This is a genomic window from Rhizobium sp. USDA 4016 (assembly GCF_056279705.1).
Window position 1 is genome coordinate 1,408,605 of the sequence record NZ_JBWCCY010000002.1, and the last position, 18,214, is coordinate 1,426,818.

An 18,214-nucleotide genomic window follows, 5' to 3' on the forward strand; every position below is an offset into this window, starting at 1 on the left:
AACGGTGTGCGGCACAGACGTCAGATCGGCACGAGATGAAGATGCCGCATCGTTTTCGCGCCGGCAGCCGACGTCTATTGTATGCTTCTCATGACGATGGTCCGCAGGCAGACGCCAGCCCCGGCAGCCAGGCCGCCGGGGCTGGAAGTCATCTTGTGTCGGGCCAGATGCTCCAGAATCTCGCCGCCCCGTACGCATCCTCGGCCTCCGGAAGGCCGATATCGCGGCGCATACGATCTGACAGCTGGGAGACCTGGTTCACCGTTTGGTGATGCCTCCAGGCGGCCAGAACCAGCGCGCGGGCTGTCCTCCAGACGCCAAATTTCTGGTACAGTTCATCGACCGTCGCCGAAAGGGTTTCAGCAACTACTACTTGTGCTTCACGCATGATTTTTCCGTCCCGGCGCGCTCAAGCAGCCAGGTCCTCTCGAAGGTTAAAAAGACACATGGAGGCGGACGTGGAACACACGTAGTCGTTCGGCGGTCCGGCTCAATTCAGGTCAAGTTGGGAAATGCCAAAATGGCAGTGATCCGGGGTTTATACAGCCTCGGAGGAATGTCGGCCCGGATTGGATGCACAACGCATCGACGTCTTGCGAGCCATCCCGCCAGCGGGGCGTATAAACACGAGAATGAGATTCATTTCACGCCTCCTCTGACTAAATTTGCGAGATAGGCTTATATTTGCACAACAGCGGATGATCAGCAATATTAAATCTTGAATTGTAGCTATCACCGAGAAGTTTGTTGCCTAACGGCAACACGCCATCATGCGACACCTCTCGTTCGGCAGCATCGAGAATGACCTCCGGCGAGCGGCAAAAGTGACACATATCGAGCGCTGAGGTCAGGGGGTGAAGCTGTCGCGGAAGATAAGTTCCGGAATGACCCTCTCGTAGGCAGGCGGCAAGTCCGGGCTGGCAAGCCGACGCTCGACAAGGTCGACGGCGCGCTGTGCCATGACGACCGGATCCTGGCGGAAAGTCGTAAGCCGGTAGCTGAGCCAGGCTGCCTCCGGCACATCATCAAAGCCGATCACGGCGACGTCTTCCGGTATCCGCAAGCCGAGCGTCTTTCGGACATGATCCATCAATCCGAAGGCAATTAAATCGTTGGCGCAATAGACCGCATCGGGTCTTTCGGCCCGGGAGAAGAGTTGACGCGCGGCATCGATGCCGCTGTCATAGTCGGAATCTATGCCGCGTCCGACCGAGACCGAAGCGCCGAACTCCTCGGCTGCCGCCAAGAAGGCATCCTCGCGCTCGGCAATGCTGGACGTTGCCGAATGCGACGCTGCAACGGCAAGCCGCCGGTATCCCTTGTCGAAGAAGGCCGTCGCTGCATTACGGGACGCTTCGGCGTTTCCGGCACTGACATGGTCCGCATCCGGTTCGGTGCGGCCGATGACCACCAGCGGCTGGCCGTTGCGATGCGCGATATCTACGAAGCTCGCGGGTGGGGATCCCGAAAGAATGATCGTTGCTTCGGCGCGGTGGCCGATCAACATCTTCTGCGCTGCAAGCAATTCATCCTCGGTCTGGCCGGTGTTGATCAGGATCGGGATGCTGCCCCGCTTTATCAGCGCTTTTGCAAGTGCTGCGGCCAGATGGGCGCGAAAGCCGACTTCCGGCCGCGTCGCAACGATGCCGACCAGCCGGCTTTGATTTGCAAGGACGCCGCGTGCCAGATCGTTGACATGATAGCCAAGCTCCTCGGCAGCCTTCTGCACCCGCTCGCGGGTGGCGGGCGCAACGCTTGCGCCTGGCGTGAAAGTCCGTGAAACAGCGGAGCGTGAAACGCCCGCAAGCTGTGCGACCTGATCTGCGCTGACAAATCGCATGCGCTCCTTGCGCTTGGTCTTCTTTCCGTCGATCGTCGGGCCGTCCTTCATTGGCATTCCTTTATCCACCCGCGAAAGTACGTCTGCCGTTAGGAACCGCTTCATCATTAGCATAAACATCCAGGATGCAAGCATGAGCGCGGTCATCACTGCAACCTGAGTTGCCACTGGCGCTTGCCATGCAAACAGCAGTAGGTCGTCGTGTTTGTCCCTTGCGTTGCATCGCTGTGCAACCTGGTTTGGGGTTTGGTAAAATGTCTGTTTGACAGCCCGATGACATGCCCGGCATGACCGTGCTGCATTGCAATGTGAATTTGGCTAAGATCGCGCATTTAAAGCTGTTTTCCGCAGCATTTCGCCCCGTTTCGCCCTCTATTGACAGCAAGAAACGTTTCCGCTTACTATCGTAAACGTTTACGGGACACGCAAACGGAGATTTGCCGGACGCGCGCCGCGGGAGGAAATCGTGACATTGAATGCAGTTCTGTGCGGTTGCGGAGCCATGTCCAAAGGCTGGCTGCGCGCCTTAAAGGAAACCCCGGCTCTAGCCGAATCGATCGAGGTCACCGGCCTCGTCGATGTGAACCTGGCTGCGGCCGAAGCGCTCACCTCGGAGTTCGGCCTGAATGAGGCCTCCATCGGCACTGATCTTTCCAGCGTTATTGCAAAGGCGAGGGCGGATATCGTCTTTGACGTCGTCATCCCGGCTGCCCGTTTCAATGTCGTCTCTACGGCACTTAAGGCGGGATGCCATGTGCTGAGCGAAAAGCCGATGGCTACCTCGCTGGCGGAAGGAGCTGCCCTGATCGATCTTGCGGCGGAGACCGGCAAGATCCATGCGATCATCCAGAACCGACGCTTCATTTCCGGAGTTCGCCGCATGCGCCGTTTTGTCGAAAGCGGCGCAATCGGCGATGTGACCGCGATCCATTGCGACTTCTTCATAGCCCCGCATTTCGGCGGCTTCCGCGAGGACATGGACAATGTCCTGCTTCTCGACATGGCGATCCATACCTTCGATGCCGCACGCTTTGTCGCCGGCAAGAAGCCGCTCGCCGTCTATTGCGTCGAGCGTAATCCAAAAGGGTCGTGGTATCGTCACGGCGCCTCTGCCAACGCCACCTTTGAATTCTCCGACGATGTCGTTTTCACCTATCGCGGCTCCTGGTGCGCAGAAGGCGAGCGTACGAGCTGGGAAAGCCAGTGGCGTCTCGTCGGCTCCAAGGGAATGCTAACCTGGGACGGGGATCAAACATTCCGCGCCGCAGTTGCCGGCCAAGAGACGGGCCTGCTTCGCGGCGTTACGCCCGTCGACGTTCCTGGGGCGGAGCGGGACGAGGAGACGCACGGCCATGCCAGCGTGATTGCCGGTTTCGTGGACGCCATCCGGACCGGCAAGCGGCCGGAGACGGCCGGCAGCGACAACATCAGAAGCCTTGCCATGGTCTTCGGCGCGATCGAGAGCGCCAGAACCGGCAAGCGCGTTGAAATTTCAGCATAAGGAATGAGATCGTGAGCAATCCTGCAAAATCCATCCGTATCGGAACTATGGTCAGCGCGTCCAAGGGCGGCGCCGACAAGCGCATCTGCCAGATCGCCGATATGGGGTTCGAGAGCTTCGAGCCCTTTTTCTGGCAGACGACCAACGGACAGGATCTCGCCGAGCTCGGCAAGCGCTCACTCGACGCGATCGGCGATCGCGACATTACAATTTCGACGCTCGGCATGTTTGGCAATCCGCTGGAAGAAACCGATATCGACTTGCAGACGCTGCAGGGCTGGAAGGACTGCATCGACAATGCCCATCATTTTGGCGCCACCTGCGTTGCCGGCTTTACCGGCCGCATCCGCGGTACGCCGCTGACCGACAGCCTGCCGCGCTACAAGCAGATCTGGAGCGAGCTTGCCAAGCGCGCCGCCGACAAGGGCATCAAGATCGCCTTCGAAAACTGCGCTATGGACGGCAACTGGGCAACCGGTGACTGGAACATCGCGCATAATCCGGATGCCTGGGAGCTGATCTTCAATGAGACGCCGGACGACAATATCGGCCTTGAGTGGGAACCCTGCCACCAGATGGTTTACCTGATCGAGCCGCTGCCGCAGATTCGAAAGTGGGCAAAGAAAATCTTCCATGTCCACGGCAAGGATGCGACGATCCGCTGGGATGTCATCAAGGAGCATGGCATCTTCGGCAAGGAAAAGTTCGTCTTCATGCGCACGCCGGGTTTCGGCGACAGCAACTGGACGGACATCATTTCGGAGCTGCGTCTGGCCGGCTGGTCGGGCTCGATCGATATCGAAGGCTGGCACGATCCGGTTTACCGCGACGTGCTGGAGATGACGGGCCAGGTCTACGCACTGAATTATCTGAAGCATGCCCGGGGCGGCGATTTCGTCGCCGATCCGGTTTGATGATACCGCGCCCGGCAAGGAGGATTTTGCCGGGCAGTCGGGGGTAACCACAAAGGAGGAGAACCATGGCTATCCGCAAATTCGCAGTTCTGGGCGCTTTGGCACTTGCCGGCGTCTCGCTCTTCGGCCTTTCAGCCAAGGCGGAAGACGTTACCATCAGCGTCTGGTCGCTTGATCGCGACATTCAACCAGCGCCCAATCTCGTCAAGGAATTCAACGCGCAGAACAACGGCATTAAGATCGAGTACCGCCTGATCCAATTCGATGACGTCGTTACCGAAGCGATGCGCGCCTATGCCTCCGGTCAGGCGCCCGACATCATTGCCGTCGATAATCCGGAACACGCGATGTTCGCTTCGCGTGGCGCCTTCCTCGATCTGACCGACATGATCTCGAAGTCGACCGTGATCAAGCCGGAGAATTATTTTCCCGGGCCGCTGAAGTCGGTCGAATGGGACGGGAAATACTATGGCGTGCCGAAAGCAACCAACACGATCGCCCTCTACTACAACAAGGATATGTTCAAGGCGAAGGGCCTCGACCCGAACAAGCCGCCGCAGACCTGGGATGAGCTCGTTGAAGACGCGCGCAAACTGACCGATCCGGCTAAGAACGTCTATGGCTTGGCCTTCTCTGCAAAAGCCAACGAGGAGGGCACCTTCCAGTTCCTTCCCTGGGCCCAAATGGGCGGTGGCGGCTACGAGAACATCAATGCCGACGGCGCTGTCAAGGCGCTTGAGACCTGGAAGACCATTATGGACGAGAAGCTTGCCTCGCCCGATACACTGACGCGCGGCCAGTGGGACTCGACCGGCACTTTCAATTCCGGCAATGCAGCAATGGCGATCTCCGGTCCGTGGGAACTCGACCGCATGGTGAAGGAAGCCAAGTTCGATTGGGGTGTAACGCTGCTTCCGGTTCCGAAGGCAGGCGCGGACCGCTCGTCGGCCATGGGCGACTTCAACTGGGCGATCTTCGCAAGTTCCAAGCACCCGGCCGAAGCCTTCAAGGCGCTTGAATATTTCGCCTCTCAGGACGACAAGTTGTTCAAGAACTACGGCCAGCTTCCGGCCCGTTCCGACATCACCATCCCGGTGACCGGCGAAAAGCTGAAGGATGACGCTCTCAAGGTCTTCCTCGAGCAGATGAAATATGCCAAGCCCCGCGGCCCGCACCCGCAGTGGCCGAAGATCTCCAAGGCGATCCAGGACGCAATACAGGCAGCATTGACAGGCCAGATGAGCGCCAAGGAAGCACTCGACCAGGCCGCCGACAAAATCAAGGCCGTTCTTGGATAATTGGCACCCAGTTAATCGCTTCGTCTTCTCCCCCGCTCCGGGGAGAAGGAGAAACTCAACCATTCCTCCCGGCAGGGGCTGTCTTCCGCGAGAGCGCCAGGCAGCCCCGTTCGGAGTTATCGGAGGCCCGATGAAGAGGATCCTGATGAGCGTCAAGGACGGCCGCGGTTTCGATATCGTGCTTGTCGCCTTTCCGCTCGGCTTTCTGTTCCTGATGGCGGGTCTGCCGCTCATCTACAATGTTGTGATGAGCTTTCAAGAGGTTGACATGTTCAGCCTCGGGACCTTCTCGCGCCCCTTCGTCGGCTTCAAGAATTACACGGATATCTTCGCGCAGCCCGAGACGCTGGGGATCCTTTACAACACGCTGATCTTCGTCACCGGCTCGATCGCCGGTCAGTTCTTGATCGGTTTCGGGCTTGCGTTGTTCTTCTGGGTGAACTTTCCCGGTGCATCGTGGCTGCGCGGTCTCTTCCTCGTGTCCTGGGTCATGCCGGGCCTCGTTGTCGGCGCCATCTGGAACTGGATTTTGTCAGGCGACTTCGGCGTGCTCAATTTCATCCTGCGAGAAAGCGGCATCATCTCGGGAAACATCTTCTGGCGTTCCGACCCGCACTATTCGCTCTTTGCCGTCATTATTGCCAATATCTGGCTCGGCACTTCCTTCAACATGATCCTGCTATCCGTCGGCCTTTCGGCCATCCCCGGCGATCTCTATGAAGCTGCAGAACTCGATGGTGCGAATGCCTGGCAGCGCTTCTGGACCATCACTGTGCCGATGATGCGCTCGACGATCGGCGCCATCATCGCCCTTGGCCTGATCTTCACGCTGCAACAGTTCGACCTCTTCGCCGCGATCACCTCTGGCGGGCCGAACAATTCCTCAAATGTAACGCAATACTGGGCCTGGGAGTTGTCTTTCCGCCAATATGATTTCGCTAAGGGTGCCACGATCTCCGTCATCATGATCGTCTTCGTCATGATCGCCTCTGTGGTCTATGTCCGCTCGACACGCCATGAGGTGCGCGGATGAGCGATACAAACCGCAACCGACTGATGTTCGCAATCGCCATCGCCATGGCGGCGATCTATCTCTTTCCGCTCTACTGGATGTACATCACGGCGCTGAAAAGCGGCTCAGAGATGTTCGCTACGCCGCCGAGCTTCTGGCCGTCTTCTCCGCAATGGAGCACCTATGCCTATGTCTGGGAGAGCCGGAACATGGGCCGCTATCTCTGGAATTCGCTGGTGATCGCGCTCGGTTCCGTGGCGCTCATCACCATTCTCGGCGTTGGCTGCGCTTACGTGCTGGCGCGTTATCGCAGCATCTGGGTGGATATTGGCCTGTTCCTGATCCTCATGCTGCAGGTTCTTCCGGCCTCCCTGATGGTTACACCGATCTTCGTCGGGTTCTCGCAGCTCGGCATGCTCAACTATCCGCGCCTTGCCGTTATCATCGCCATTGCAGCAAAAAGCATGCCCTTCTTCGTCGTCCTCGTCCGCGCCACCTTCATGGCCGTGCCGCAGGAACTGGAGGAGGCCGCTCTTGTCGACGGCAATTCCCGCATCGGCGCCTTCTTCAACATCGTCCTGCCGCTGGCGCGCAACGGCATCCTCGTCAGCGCGATCCTCATCTTCATGCAGGCCTTCGGCGAATTCGTCTATGCGAAATCGATGATCCAGGCCGCCGAGCTTCAGCCGGCGAGTGTCGGTCTCAATTCCTTCATGGGACCGAACACCAACGAGTGGAACAACATCATGGCCTACGCCACGATGTATGTAACGCCGATCCTCGCCATTTTCGTTCTCTTGCAGCGCCGCATCGTATCCGGCCTCACCTCGGGAGCCCTCAAATGACCACTCAGATCGAGCTTGCCGGCGTCAACAAGCATTACGGCGCCTTCCACGCTCTCAAGAACATCAACCTGTCGATTGCCAAGGGGACGTTCGTGGCGCTCGTCGGCCCTTCCGGCTGCGGCAAGTCCACGCTTCTGCGGTCTCTCGCGGGCCTTGAAAGCATCTCTGAGGGCGATCTTAAGATCGCTGGGGAGTTGATGAACAACGTGCCGCCGCGCAAGCGCGACGTGGCAATGGTCTTCCAGTCCTACGCGCTTTATCCGCATATGACGGTCGAGCAGAATCTCACATATAGTCTGCGCATCCGCGGCGTCGCCAAAGCCGAGGCGAAGAAAGCCGCCGAGGAAGTCGCTGCCACTACCGGCCTGTCGCATCTCCTGAAACGCTATCCGCGCGAACTTTCAGGCGGCCAGCGCCAGCGCGTCGCCATGAGCCGCGCCATCATCCGTCATCCGAAGGCATTCCTCTTTGACGAACCGCTTTCCAATCTGGACGCGGCGCTGCGCGTCCATATGCGCAAGGAAATCCGTGCGTTGCACGACCGGCTTCACGCGACTTCCGTTTACGTTACCCACGACCAGATCGAGGCGATGACTATGGCCGATCACGTCGTCGTCATGCGCGAGGGCGTCATCGAGCAGCAGGGAAGGCCGCTTGATCTCTACGACACGCCTGCCAACAAATTCGTCGCCGGCTTCATCGGCTCGCCCGCAATGAACTTTATCCCGGCGATCGTCGGCGAAGATGGCGCAAGCCTGACGCTCGACCTCGGCCCGCTGAAGCACAAGCTGACGATCTCCAGCAAACTGCAACCCGGCCGCAAAGTGACCGCCGGCATTCGCCCCGAGCATATCGGCATCACCGGCCAAGGGCAGGGCACCTTCGACGTTCCGGTCGCCGTCGTGGAATCCACGGGTTCTTCGACCTTCATCACTGCGGCAACCGGACCTGAACTTACCATTGTCGAAACCGGTCGCGGAAATGCACGGGCAGGAGATACTATCGGCGTGATTGTCGATCCGGAGCAGCTTCACCTCTTCGATGAGACAAGCGGCGTCAGGATCTGACGCCGCCTTTAAAGATTCAGCGTCCGCCTTCCATCTTGCGGTGGCGCTGGTTGATGCCATGCTCACCATAGGGATATTGCCCGGGCGTCGGCGCGCTGACTTCGTTGAGCCTGGTGGTCTCCTCAAGTGAAAGCGCAAAGCTGGCGGCATTGAGATTGTCGGCGAGCTGCTCAGGATTTCGCGCGCCGAGAATGACGGAGGTCACTGCCGGGCGCGCCGCCGTCCAGGCAAGGGCCACTTGCGCCATGCTGACGCCGCGGGCTCTCGCAATCTCCTCGACCACCCCGATAACTGCCCAGGTGCGCTCCTGCGCATTGCGGGCTTCGAAGGCTTCGCCGCCGCGCGTTGGATTTTCGCCAAGACGGGTTGCGCCGGTCGGCATCTGATCACGCTTGTACTTGCCAGTCAGCCAGCCACCGCCAAGCGGTGACCAAGGAAGCAACCCCAGGCCGGCATCCTGGCAGGCGGCGACGATTTCAAGCTCGATATCGCGCATCAACAAATTATATTGCGGCTGAAGCGTGACCGGCCGTGTGTAGCCGCGCGCCTTGGCAATTTCGGAAGCCTTGGCAATGTGCCAGGCGACATAGTTGGAAAAACCGTAGTAGCCGATCTTGCCCGCTGAAACGGCGTCATCGAGAAAGCGCAGAGTCTCCTCGATGGGCGTCAGCGCGTCCCAAGCATGCATCTGGTAAAGATCGATATGCTCGATGTCCAAGCGACGGAGCGAGTCGTTGAGCGCCTGGTTAAGATGTCTGCGTGAGAGACCGATATCGTTCGGACCCGGACCCATCGGGAAGCGGCCTTTGGTTGCGATCACGGCCTGCTTTGCCTCGGTCGGCCGCGTCTTCAGCCAGCGGCCGATGATCTCTTCGGATTTGCCAGCGCTATATACGTCGGCGGTATCGATGAAATTGCCGCCCCAGGCGAAATAATCGTCGAGCAGCTTGTAAGAGGCGGCCTCGTCCGCCTCCGCACCAAAGGTCATCGTGCCGAGACAATAGGCGCTCACGATTGTGCCGCTGTGGCCGAGTTTGCGATAGTCCATGTTAACCTCCTGATACATCAAAGCCGCGACACCAAGGGCGGCCACTGTCTCGCATCATCGGCACCGATGGCGGCCGTGCAGCCAACGCTTCTTCTCCTGCGCAGCTGTCGGAAAGGACAGCGTCGAGAAGACCGTCATGAACGAATAGGTTGATCACGTGAGGTAGAAGCAATGCCGAAAACGCCGCGAGAGAATGCGTCAGGCGCTTCCATCTTTCAAACGGAAGATTTAGATGAGATTGATCAATATGTGTGAAAAATGAGGCTCCAGTGGAACTACGCCAGCTCCAGTATTTTGTTGCTGCGGCAAAAGCCGAGCATTTCACGAAAGCCGCGCAGCGGTTGAACATTGTTCAGTCCGCTCTTTCGAGTTCAGTCCGGGCGTTGGAACAAGAGCTGAATGCGCAGCTTTTCGTCCGCACTACTCGAAAGGTGCGGCTGACGGCCGCCGGCAGGGCGCTGCTGGAAAAGGCGGAGATTGTCCTTGAGGCAGCGAAGGACGCACGGGAAGCGGTAAGCGCTGTTGCCCAGGCGAAATCGGGCAAGTTGAACCTCGGAACCGTTCAGGGACTGCCGGCATTTGTCGATCTGCCGTTTCTACTTGCCCGTTTTCATAAGCGTCATCCACATATCGACGTGCGGCTGATACAGGGCGGGGCGGTCCATCTCCTGGAGAAGGTCAGGAACGGCAAACTCGACCTTGCATTCCTGCCCATGTTTGATCCGCCGGCCGACATTGCAACCGTCACCATCGCCTGCGAAGAACTGGTTGTCGTCTGCAACAAGTCGCATTCACTTGCCTCAAGCCAGGTTGTTTCGCTTGATGAAATTGCAGCTCATGCCTTTGTCGAATTCGAGCAGGATTTAGGTACGCGCAAAATCATCGATGATCTGTTTTTGACGGCGAATATTGATCGCAAGATCGCATTTGAGGTGAGCGATCTCGGCACGTTGATGGAACTCGTCGGACACGGGCTCGGCATCGCCCTCGTGCCGGAATCGGTCGCCTGCAGCCGGGCACAGACATTGAGTGTTTGCCGTCTGAAAGAAGCAGATGCATGCTGGGAAGTTGTATTGGCTTCATCGGCAACATCGGGCGACGCTCTGCCGAGACGCTTCGAGGAGATCATCGGAAGTGATGCCGCCGGCATCGAAGTTTGACCCGCGCCGGGTGGTGCGTGAATTGCGGATACTGTCGAGGCTGGGCGGCCTATGATCGTCTATCGTCATCATGGCCGGAAGTGAGCGAGAGGGATGAACATGAGACGGAAATTCAGTTATGCATTCGGGGCGAGTTTGATCCTGCTCGGATTGCTCTGGATCGGACAAGGTAGCGGGCTCTTCCCGTATCCTTCCTCGAGTTTCATGGTCAATCAAAGTGTCTGGATTCTATGGGGTGTCATAGTCTTGGGGATCGGCGGCATAGCTGTCTTCATCACCCATAAACTGCGCGGGGACTGATAGGCTTGCAGGTCTAAATTTGGCCGGCTGTCGCAGCAGACAGGTTCGTGGTCTGTTTTACCCGATCTGCTGGTGAGGCAATTTCGTAAGGATCCGCAAGGACCCAGTCGCGGCTGACAAAACGGCCAACGGAAAGGCCCCAAGCTTATAGAAATCCGCCCCAGCCGTGTTGGACGCATGCAAGTGCCTATCCCGATCATGAAGCGGTCTCCCTGTTATATCAGTGACTTCTGATCGCTTACCTAAAGTGTCGGTTGAAATAAAATCTACGATGACAGCAACGTTCGTAGGTTTTGGCCATGCTTCGCACTGCTGCGGTTTCGTTTCGCAGTAGTCGTCGAAAAATCCGGATATAACTCTCATTTCGGCGCCTGGGTGTTCCCTATTCGGCGACAATGTTGCCCTGATAGTCGAGGGCGATCGAAACAGCCTTGCCGTCCTTCATGCCCGAGGCCATCCAGACGCCTTTGTCGTTGAGCTTTAGGTCTTTAACCTCCGTGTAGCCTGAATTTTCGATGCGATCCTTTGCCTGGGCTTGGGTGAAGCTGTTGGCACCTGCGACGGGGGCAGTCGGGTTCTTCGTGCCTGGTGTTGCGATCGCAGGCGTGTTTCCGGACGGGGATGGCGCAAGTGTTGCCTGGGCTAGCACAGAGAAGGCGGATGCCCCGAGGGCGGTAGCGGCTAGGATGAACGCGCGCATTGTTGTGTTCCTTTTTGGGATCGCCGAGATCCGTGCACGGAACACCGGTCGAACTTTAAAGTTCCAGAAATTTTCCGGGCGTAAGCGGCATCTTAAGATCCCAATGCATCCCTATGATTTAACGCGCCTTCTCCTGAGCTGTAACGCAATGCAAACGCATGCCCGCCAGTTGTTGAAGCCTTTAGAGCCAATCATCGTAGCCACGAAAAAACCAGCGTGGGCAAGACCATCAACGAAAACAGACTCATAGAGATTGTTTTGCTGAAATACCGGGCGCTCCCACAAGGGCGTTTTGTGGTCGCCGTCCTCCTTTGCGGCAAGCTGTGGCGGCGCACCGCTCTCGGTGATCTCCGAATATGTCAAATCCCAGCGGGAAGCGGCCCAACGCCGCTCTCGCGTTCCTCCCCGGCCTGAACCCCGGGGTATCCCGCGAGGTTCATGATGAATTTCGACTTTGACATGCTGGCCGGTGGCAGTTTGAACACAAATCCGGAACTTCCCGGCACCTGCGGGATTACTGCGATCAAGCAAGGAGGAACTCAACATGCCAAATCCAGACGAATCCCCAGCAGTTCAGTCCATGAAGCGGGAGCAGGCCCAGCAGCGCAAGCGATCGCGAAAGGGCGAACTCGAGAAAGGACTTGAGGACACCTTTCCGGCCTCAGATCCCGTTTCGGTCACCCACACCACGGCACCATCTGGAAGAGTGGACGCCGAGGTGGCCGAGCGCGTCCAGCGGCAGCGCGACCCCGAACCGCCCGACGAACAATCTCCCTTGGTCGATGAAGCGCTCGCTGCAAGTCGAAAGCGGAACGAGGTCAGCCGCGGCGAGATCAAGGCTCTGCGATCAGAAGTAAGCCGCGTCTCAGAGTCCGCAACAGAGCTCGCCTCCGGTACGGCGCGGATCGCGAAAGTTCAGGCGAGAAGCTTTGTGTATGAAATCGAGGAGCATGTAAGGGCAAGGCCGCTGACTGCCGTCGGCATAGTTGCGGCAGTCGCCTACCTCTGGGGCGCTACCCGCTGACGCCCGCTTTGGATCTTCGCTTCCTCTTGAAGTTGTAGGCCATATCGCGGCTTGGCAGATCGCTGTTACGGGACCGATCAAACCCCACCCGGCGCCCATGAGACCATTCTCGGGCTGGAAGACCCGCATGCTCACAGGTCAGAAAGCATAGCGTGGGCGGCAAAAATTGAGGCCCGCAATTCTATACTGCTTCCGATTGCATGATCGTCCCGTGCGACTGTGCTGAAGTCTCGTTATCGTCTGGCCGCACGGCGGCGCTCGTGCCCTTCATTGCCTGTGCGTCTACGCGCGCTGCAGCTTCGCGAAGCAATGTTGCGAAAACGTCAAGCGATACCCTGTCGGCGCGCATAAGCTGTCGGATCAGTGGATCGCTCATTATCTCTGACATGGTCATATCGCGCATAGTTGCCTCCTGATGATGAAAACAATCTAGCCGCGATTGATTACAATCTAATGTAAGAGCGACGGCGAAAAGATGGCCGCAGGCCGGCCGTCAATCATAAGCCGCATGCAAGAACGTCGGATTCGCCCATCTTTTGTCGATTTTGTTGTTGCAGAGATGAGAATGCACGGCTGTGCAAAAAACCCTTCGTCCGGACCCTTTTGTCATCCCGATGTCACGCGTCAGCGTTAGCTAGCTCCAACAGGCACGCGGGGTGCGACCGCGAAACGAATGGAGAAGGTAATGAACAGACGCGAGTTTCTTATCACGTCGTCGGCCGCAGCAGCTCTGCTGGCTGCGCCGCGTTTTGCCACCGCCGCAGCGAGGACTATCGATCTCTACAGCGGCTCCGATGCCAATATCGTCGACTTCTGGAACAACATCGTCCGTCCGGCTTTCGAAGCGGCCCATCCGGACGTTGCCTTGAAGGTCACTGATGCCGGCGACAATACCGGCCTGCGCGCCATTGCAGATCGAGCCCTGGCCGCCCTGCAGACCAAGACGGATCCGCAGGCAGACATCTTCGAAACCTTCGATCCACGCCTGCCGACGGGTGGGATCGACGCCGGTCTTTGGGTCAAGTTCTCTGCAGAGAACATCGAAGGCTTCGACCGCGTCAATCCGCTGAGCGTCGACAGCGAATATTCGCTTCCCTACCGCGGCTCGCAGGTTCTTCTCGCCTACGATAAGGCCAAGCTCGACCCAATGGATGCGCCCAAAACCTGGGAACAGCTGATTTCATGGATCAAGGCCAATCCGGGCCAGTTTATCTACAATCGTCCCGACAAAGGTGGTTCAGGCGGAAACTTCGTTCGCCGCGCCATCCATGAGGCCAACGGCCGCGATCCGAAGAAATTCACGATCGACAACTTCTCGGCCGATTACGCCAACCAGACCCTGACGCCTGCCTGGGCGATCCTCAACGACCTTGCGCCGTCGCTCTATGAAAAGGGCGCCTATACGGCTGGCAACACGCAGTCGATCCAGCTTCTGGCGCAGGGCGTCGTCGCCATGACGCCGGTCTGGTCCGACCAGGTCCTGCAGGCGATCTCGCAGGGCGTTCTGCCGGAAACGACCGGCCTCGTTCAGCTCGGCGACCTTGCGCTTTGCGGTAATTTCTCCCGCATGACGGTGTTTTCGAACGGCGCGCACAAGGACGCGGCCCTGAAGCTCACCGCCTTCCTGCTGACAAAGGAGATGCAGGAAGCGATCATCACCGAGATCGGCGGTTTTCCGGGCATCTCCTGGGACCATATCTCCGAGGAACTCCGCCAGAAATATGCCGATGTCGTCCCGGCGACGATCCCGACCTTTCCGAGCGGCGATTGGGAGCCTGCCATCAACGACGGCTGGTACCGCAGCGTCGCGCCGGGCATCAGCCGTACCTGATGCGCAGGGATTTTCCGCTACCATCGCTGGCGCGCTGGCGCACACCAGCCGCCACGAACGCTTCGGCAGGGCTTCTTCTCGTCGCCGTGCCGGTGCTTCTGCTGGGTTGGCTGATCGTCTATCCGATCATCGCCGCAGTCGTCGGCACGGTTTTCCTGCGCCAACCGGACGGCGCTACTGTCTTTTCGCTTGCCTCCTACCGCTTTTTCTTCAGCGATACCTATAGCCTCGCCAATCTCTGGCTTACGCTCTGGACGACGCTGGTTTGCGGCCTGCTGCTTCTCGCGACGGGCCTACCGATCGCCCTCTATCTGCGCTTTTCGCAGGGACGGCTCGCAGCCTATGTCCAAGGCCTTGCAATCTTTCCGATGTTCGTCCCGTCGATCATCCTCTCCTACGCGCTTATCCGCACGATCGGTCCGAACGGCACCGTCGACATCCTCCTGAACGCGACCGGCCTGCCAAAGCTGCCGTCTCCATATCTGACACCCTGGGGGCCAGTGATCGGCCTCGTCTGGGACAATCTTCCCCTGACGGTGCTGATGCTGGCGGCCGGATTGGGCAATATCGCGAAAAGCTCGATCGAAGCTGCGCGCGATGTCGGTGCTTCTCCGCTGCGGGTCTTCGTTTCGATTATCCTGCCGCGCATGGGCAATTCGTTTCTCGTCACGGCCTCCTTCGCCATCCTCGGCATCTTTTCGTCCTTCACGCTGCCTTACGTGCTTGGCCCAGCTTCGCCCGAAATGATGGGGCCGTTCATGCAACGCACCTTCTCCGACCTCAACGACCCGCTGAATGCTCTGACGCAAGCGGTGATCACCTTCGGCTTCTGCCTGGTGTTCGGGATCTTCTATGTTCGCTCGATCGCGAAAAACCGGGAGGGCGGTCGATGAGCCTTGGTAAAGCTGCCGGTGCGGCAAGGATCGATTGGGTTGGCATCCTGTTTGCGGCGCTGCTGACCCTGTTCATCGCGCTTCCGCTGATTGTTGTCGGAACCTGGGCCTTTACCGAGGTCTGGCGCTATCCCTCTGTCATTCCGCAGCAGTTCGGGCTGCGCTTCTGGTCGCAGACGCTATCGCGCTCCGACGTCTGGGAATCGCTTTTTCTCAGCCTTCGGCTGACGGCGACCGTGACGCTGCTGTCGGCTGTCATCTGCCTGCCGGCGGCTTACGCATTTGCGCGCATGACCTTTCCGGGCAGGAACATCCTCTTCCTGTCCTTTCTTGCTTCGCACGCCTTCCCGAAGTTCGGACTGCTTGTCGCGATCGCCGGCATCTTCCTGCAGCTCGGCCTGATCAGCACGTTCTGGGGTGTCGTCCTGATCCAGCTCGTCGGCACCCTCATGCTGATGATCTGGATCCCTGTCGCGGCGTTCCAGAACGTTGACCGGCGCATGGAGGAAGCGGCCCGGGATGCAGGTGCGGCACCACTGCGGGTGTTCTGGTCGATCACCCTTCCGCAGGCTGCACCGACAATCGCGGCTGCGCTTCTGCTCACCTTTGTTGGTACCTTCTACGAAACGGAGGGAGCGTGGCTGATCGGTGCTCCTGAGGTCCGAACCATGCCGGTATTGATGATCACCTTCATCAACAATCAGATCGTCGTGCAGTACGGCGCAGTCCTCTCGGTCATGTTGTGGGTGCCGTCCTTCATCGCACTGATGTTTGCCCGCCGTGTCGTTGGAACGGGTGCCTTTGCCCGCGGCTTTGGCGCGTGACGTGCGGATCGGGCATGACCCGAAGAAAGGCTTGAAATGGCACGCTTGACGATCAAAGGGATTTCGAAGGCCTTCGGCGCTTCGTTCGCAGTGCGCGATTTCTCGCTCGATGTCGATGATGGCGAGCTCGTCTGCCTGCTCGGACCATCGGGGTCCGGCAAGTCCACGCTTCTTCGCATGATCGGCGGTTTCGAACGACCGAGTGCAGGTTCAATTCTCATCGACGCCAAGGATGTTACGACACTTGCGCCGGAGAAGCGCCCGACAGGGATGGTGTTTCAAAGCCATGCGCTCTGGACGCATATGGACGTCTTCAACAATATCGCATTCGGGTTGAAGATACGCAGGCTGCCGAAACCCGAGCTCGCGGAGCGCGTTGAAAGCGCGCTCGCACTTGTCGGCCTTTCCAACTACGGAAAGCGGATGACGACACAACTTTCGGGCGGGCAGCAGCAGCGCGTGGCGCTGGCGCGCTCGCTCGTGCTCGAGCCGAAGATCCTGCTGCTCGACGAGCCTTTTGCCAGTCTCGACCAGCATTTGCGCGAGCGCCTGCGGGAAGAGGTGCGCGACATCCAGCAGCGCCTCGGCATCACGACCCTGTTTGTCACTCATGGGCAGGACGAGGCGCTGGCGCTTGCCGACCGGCTCGTCGTCATGCGGGATGGCGGCACGGAACAGACCGCACCGCCGGACCTCATTTACCGCGAACCGAAGACCGAATTCGTGGCAGGTTTTATCGGCTCCATGAATTTCGTTCGCGTGAAAGTCCGCAACGGGATCAGCGAACATCCGGATTTTTCGCTTGCAGTTCCGGTCGAAGACGGCGATCTCGTGCTCGCCTTCCGACCGGAAGCGCTCTCGCTCAGCCGGTCAAAGAAGTCAGGCGCCGGCATCGTGCATCGCAGCATCGATTTCGGCACTCACAGGATCGTCGATATCGACCTTGCGGACGGCACGCGGCTCAAGGCCATGACGTCACCGGATGTCGATTGGACAAGGGGCTCCCTTGTGGAACCGGCAGCCACCGCCTATTTCGCCTTTCGTGACAACAAGCTCGTCCATCGGTCGGCCGCCGCCGGCGAGCTGCAAACCGATCGGATGCTCGGACATGTCTGACCGCAGGGGGATTGCCGTCGAAACAGGTGCGCACCGGACATGGCTGAAATGGCATCGTGGCCATCGCTTCGCCGGCGACATCTCATTCACACGCCGGCGGATTGCCGAAGGCATGTTGCTCGGCGCCAGCGTCGAGATAGATCTCATTCGTTTTTGCGGCGAAGGTTTTGCGGTTCTTCACGATGAGACACTTGATCGGGCCACGACGGGCACGGGCCGTGTCCTGGATGCTTCGCAGGAGTATCTGCGTGGCTTGCAGCTTCGCGATGATACCGGCGTGCCGGCAGATCACCCGGTGATGCTGATCGACGATCTCGGGCAGCTTCTTCTTGCGGGCGAATGCGATGAAAATGCCGTCCTGCAGCTGGATCTCAAGGAGGCGTCCGCGAGTATCCGCGACGTGGACATTACCGCCTTTGCCGCAGCAATGTCGCCGGTCGCACGGTCGGTCATTCTGTCTGGGGGCGATGCTAGAGCCGTCGAACGGCTTTCCGACGCGGTTCCCGACATGCCGATCGGCTATGACCCTTGTCACGACGGGGCGATTGAGCGCGTGATCGAAAGCCGCGACTTCGCAGGTTTCGTGGAAACAGCGCTGAAGGCATCGCCGCGCGCGCGAATGTTCTATCTCTATTACGAACTGGTGCTCTTCGCCGACGCTGCAGGTTATGACCTCATTGACGCCTTCCATCGCGCTGGCCGCCGCGTCGATGCCTATACCATCACGGCAGCCGTTCCCGAAGTCTTGCCGAAGGTCCGCCGGCTTCTTACGCTGAAAGCGGATCAAATCACGACCGACGATCCGGTCGGGCTGGAAGCGCTGCTGGTCAAGCACCAGTAA

The 18,214-nt window shown here is 58.9% G+C and carries 20 protein-coding genes; 14 read left to right on the forward strand and 6 right to left on the reverse strand.

What is annotated here, in order from left to right; translation table 11 throughout:
* Nucleotides 1–148: 148 nt before the first annotated feature.
* Together ACZ9DP_RS07840 and ACZ9DP_RS07845 are read right to left on the reverse strand one after the other, a co-directional pair.
* Entirely contained in the window at nt 149–388 is a 240-nt protein-coding gene (locus ACZ9DP_RS07840; protein ID WP_074071880.1) for a YjiS-like domain-containing protein, read from the reverse strand.
* Between the two features lie 459 nt (nt 389–847).
* Nucleotides 848–1,891: a LacI family DNA-binding transcriptional regulator gene (locus ACZ9DP_RS07845; protein WP_074073070.1), complete on the reverse strand. Its 1,044-nt coding sequence runs from the start codon at nt 1,889–1,891 to the stop codon at nt 848–850.
* A 415-nt stretch (nt 1,892–2,306) separates the two neighbouring features.
* Between ACZ9DP_RS07845 and ACZ9DP_RS07850 the strand changes: the two genes are divergently transcribed.
* The 6 genes from ACZ9DP_RS07850 to ACZ9DP_RS07875 all read left to right on the forward strand — a co-directional run bounded on the left by ACZ9DP_RS07850 (nt 2,307) and on the right by ACZ9DP_RS07875 (nt 8,477).
* Complete coding sequence (locus ACZ9DP_RS07850; protein ID WP_476201102.1) at nt 2,307–3,341, forward strand: Gfo/Idh/MocA family protein; 1,035 nt, start codon at nt 2,307–2,309, stop codon at nt 3,339–3,341.
* Between the two features lie 11 nt (nt 3,342–3,352).
* A complete protein-coding gene (locus tag ACZ9DP_RS07855; RefSeq protein WP_476201104.1) occupies nt 3,353–4,255 on the forward strand; it encodes a sugar phosphate isomerase/epimerase family protein in 903 nt (300 codons plus the stop codon).
* Between the two features lie 65 nt (nt 4,256–4,320).
* Nucleotides 4,321–5,553, forward strand: a complete 1,233-nt coding sequence (locus ACZ9DP_RS07860; RefSeq protein ID WP_074071877.1) for an ABC transporter substrate-binding protein — start codon at nt 4,321–4,323, stop codon at nt 5,551–5,553.
* A gap of 130 nt (nt 5,554–5,683) precedes the next feature.
* Nucleotides 5,684–6,586, forward strand: a complete 903-nt coding sequence (locus tag ACZ9DP_RS07865) for a carbohydrate ABC transporter permease (protein ID WP_074071876.1) — start codon at nt 5,684–5,686, stop codon at nt 6,584–6,586.
* Entirely contained in the window at nt 6,583–7,410 is an 828-nt protein-coding gene (locus ACZ9DP_RS07870) for a carbohydrate ABC transporter permease (protein ID WP_022717691.1), read from the forward strand. Before ACZ9DP_RS07865 ends, ACZ9DP_RS07870 begins: the two co-directional genes overlap by 4 nt.
* Entirely contained in the window at nt 7,407–8,477 is a 1,071-nt protein-coding gene (locus ACZ9DP_RS07875; protein WP_476201106.1) for an ABC transporter ATP-binding protein, read from the forward strand. Before ACZ9DP_RS07870 ends, ACZ9DP_RS07875 begins: the two co-directional genes overlap by 4 nt.
* A gap of 16 nt (nt 8,478–8,493) precedes the next feature.
* Here the strand turns inward: ACZ9DP_RS07875 and ACZ9DP_RS07880 are convergent, their stop codons facing one another.
* Nucleotides 8,494–9,525 (reverse strand): aldo/keto reductase, encoded by a 1,032-nt coding sequence (locus ACZ9DP_RS07880; RefSeq protein ID WP_074071873.1) that lies wholly within the window; start codon nt 9,523–9,525, stop codon nt 8,494–8,496.
* A 269-nt stretch (nt 9,526–9,794) separates the two neighbouring features.
* On the opposite strand from ACZ9DP_RS07880, the gene ACZ9DP_RS07885 reads away from it, so the two are divergent.
* Nucleotides 9,795–10,685: a LysR family transcriptional regulator gene (locus ACZ9DP_RS07885; RefSeq protein WP_476201108.1), complete on the forward strand. Its 891-nt coding sequence runs from the start codon at nt 9,795–9,797 to the stop codon at nt 10,683–10,685.
* 99 nt (nt 10,686–10,784) lie between these two features.
* Entirely contained in the window at nt 10,785–10,985 is a 201-nt protein-coding gene (locus ACZ9DP_RS07890) for a hypothetical protein (protein ID WP_239600706.1), read from the forward strand.
* Nucleotides 10,986–11,367: 382 nt separating this feature from the next.
* Here ACZ9DP_RS07890 and ACZ9DP_RS07895 read toward each other — a convergent pair whose 3' ends face one another.
* Together ACZ9DP_RS07895 and ACZ9DP_RS07900 are read right to left on the reverse strand one after the other, a co-directional pair.
* The gene (locus ACZ9DP_RS07895; protein ID WP_476201109.1) at nt 11,368–11,685 is read right to left on the reverse strand and encodes a PepSY domain-containing protein; all 318 of its coding nucleotides are present in this window, start codon (nt 11,683–11,685) and stop codon (nt 11,368–11,370) included.
* A gap of 111 nt (nt 11,686–11,796) precedes the next feature.
* Nucleotides 11,797–12,231 carry a hypothetical protein gene (locus ACZ9DP_RS07900; RefSeq protein ID WP_476201111.1) on the reverse strand — a complete coding sequence of 145 codons (435 nt, stop codon included), beginning with the start codon at nt 12,229–12,231 and terminating at the stop codon, nt 11,797–11,799.
* On the opposite strand from ACZ9DP_RS07900, the gene ACZ9DP_RS07905 reads away from it, so the two are divergent.
* On the forward strand, nt 12,230–12,709 hold the full coding sequence (locus ACZ9DP_RS07905; protein ID WP_476201112.1) for a hypothetical protein: 480 nt from the start codon (nt 12,230–12,232) through the stop codon (nt 12,707–12,709). The genes ACZ9DP_RS07900 and ACZ9DP_RS07905 overlap by 2 nt on opposite strands.
* Nucleotides 12,710–12,890: 181 nt before the next feature.
* Here ACZ9DP_RS07905 and ACZ9DP_RS07910 read toward each other — a convergent pair whose 3' ends face one another.
* Nucleotides 12,891–13,112 (reverse strand): hypothetical protein, encoded by a 222-nt coding sequence (locus ACZ9DP_RS07910; protein WP_476201113.1) that lies wholly within the window; start codon nt 13,110–13,112, stop codon nt 12,891–12,893.
* Nucleotides 13,113–13,394: 282 nt separating this feature from the next.
* Here ACZ9DP_RS07910 and ACZ9DP_RS07915 point away from each other — a divergent pair, with 282 nt between their 5' ends.
* From ACZ9DP_RS07915 to ACZ9DP_RS07935, 5 genes are read left to right on the forward strand one after another with little or no spacing between them, the layout of a single operon-like run.
* A complete protein-coding gene (locus tag ACZ9DP_RS07915) occupies nt 13,395–14,540 on the forward strand; it encodes an extracellular solute-binding protein (protein WP_194731176.1) in 1,146 nt (381 codons plus the stop codon).
* A complete protein-coding gene (locus ACZ9DP_RS07920; RefSeq protein ID WP_476201114.1) occupies nt 14,540–15,433 on the forward strand; it encodes an ABC transporter permease in 894 nt (297 codons plus the stop codon). The genes ACZ9DP_RS07915 and ACZ9DP_RS07920 overlap by 1 nt, the downstream gene beginning before the upstream one ends.
* Nucleotides 15,430–16,257 carry an ABC transporter permease gene (locus ACZ9DP_RS07925; protein WP_476201115.1) on the forward strand — a complete coding sequence of 276 codons (828 nt, stop codon included), beginning with the start codon at nt 15,430–15,432 and terminating at the stop codon, nt 16,255–16,257. The genes ACZ9DP_RS07920 and ACZ9DP_RS07925 overlap by 4 nt, the downstream gene beginning before the upstream one ends.
* 36 nt (nt 16,258–16,293) lie before the next feature.
* Entirely contained in the window at nt 16,294–17,373 is a 1,080-nt protein-coding gene (locus ACZ9DP_RS07930) for an ABC transporter ATP-binding protein (RefSeq protein ID WP_476201117.1), read from the forward strand.
* Nucleotides 17,366–18,214, forward strand: coding sequence for a glycerophosphodiester phosphodiesterase (locus ACZ9DP_RS07935; protein WP_476201118.1), 849 nt, complete (start codon nt 17,366–17,368; stop codon nt 18,212–18,214). The genes ACZ9DP_RS07930 and ACZ9DP_RS07935 overlap by 8 nt, the downstream gene beginning before the upstream one ends.

Coding starts and splice junctions, on each gene's coding strand:
- ACZ9DP_RS07935 (WP_476201118.1), top strand. CDS start 17,366: ATGTCTGACCGCAGGGGGATTGCCGTCGAAACAGGTGCGCACCGGACA.
- ACZ9DP_RS07915 (WP_194731176.1), top strand. CDS start 13,395: ATGAACAGACGCGAGTTTCTTATCACGTCGTCGGCCGCAGCAGCTCTG.
- ACZ9DP_RS07910 (WP_476201113.1), bottom strand. CDS start 13,112: ATGCGCGATATGACCATGTCAGAGATAATGAGCGATCCACTGATCCGA.
- ACZ9DP_RS07870 (WP_022717691.1), top strand. CDS start 6,583: ATGAGCGATACAAACCGCAACCGACTGATGTTCGCAATCGCCATCGCC.
- ACZ9DP_RS07865 (WP_074071876.1), top strand. CDS start 5,684: ATGAAGAGGATCCTGATGAGCGTCAAGGACGGCCGCGGTTTCGATATC.
- ACZ9DP_RS07845 (WP_074073070.1), bottom strand. CDS start 1,891: ATGAAGGACGGCCCGACGATCGACGGAAAGAAGACCAAGCGCAAGGAG.
- ACZ9DP_RS07840 (WP_074071880.1), bottom strand. CDS start 388: ATGCGTGAAGCACAAGTAGTAGTTGCTGAAACCCTTTCGGCGACGGTC.
- ACZ9DP_RS07900 (WP_476201111.1), bottom strand. CDS start 12,231: ATGTTGAGTTCCTCCTTGCTTGATCGCAGTAATCCCGCAGGTGCCGGG.
- ACZ9DP_RS07890 (WP_239600706.1), top strand. CDS start 10,785: ATGAGACGGAAATTCAGTTATGCATTCGGGGCGAGTTTGATCCTGCTC.
- ACZ9DP_RS07895 (WP_476201109.1), bottom strand. CDS start 11,685: ATGCGCGCGTTCATCCTAGCCGCTACCGCCCTCGGGGCATCCGCCTTC.
- ACZ9DP_RS07880 (WP_074071873.1), bottom strand. CDS start 9,525: ATGGACTATCGCAAACTCGGCCACAGCGGCACAATCGTGAGCGCCTAT.
- ACZ9DP_RS07875 (WP_476201106.1), top strand. CDS start 7,407: ATGACCACTCAGATCGAGCTTGCCGGCGTCAACAAGCATTACGGCGCC.
- ACZ9DP_RS07925 (WP_476201115.1), top strand. CDS start 15,430: ATGAGCCTTGGTAAAGCTGCCGGTGCGGCAAGGATCGATTGGGTTGGC.
- ACZ9DP_RS07860 (WP_074071877.1), top strand. CDS start 4,321: ATGGCTATCCGCAAATTCGCAGTTCTGGGCGCTTTGGCACTTGCCGGC.
- ACZ9DP_RS07905 (WP_476201112.1), top strand. CDS start 12,230: ATGCCAAATCCAGACGAATCCCCAGCAGTTCAGTCCATGAAGCGGGAG.
- ACZ9DP_RS07920 (WP_476201114.1), top strand. CDS start 14,540: ATGCGCAGGGATTTTCCGCTACCATCGCTGGCGCGCTGGCGCACACCA.
- ACZ9DP_RS07930 (WP_476201117.1), top strand. CDS start 16,294: ATGGCACGCTTGACGATCAAAGGGATTTCGAAGGCCTTCGGCGCTTCG.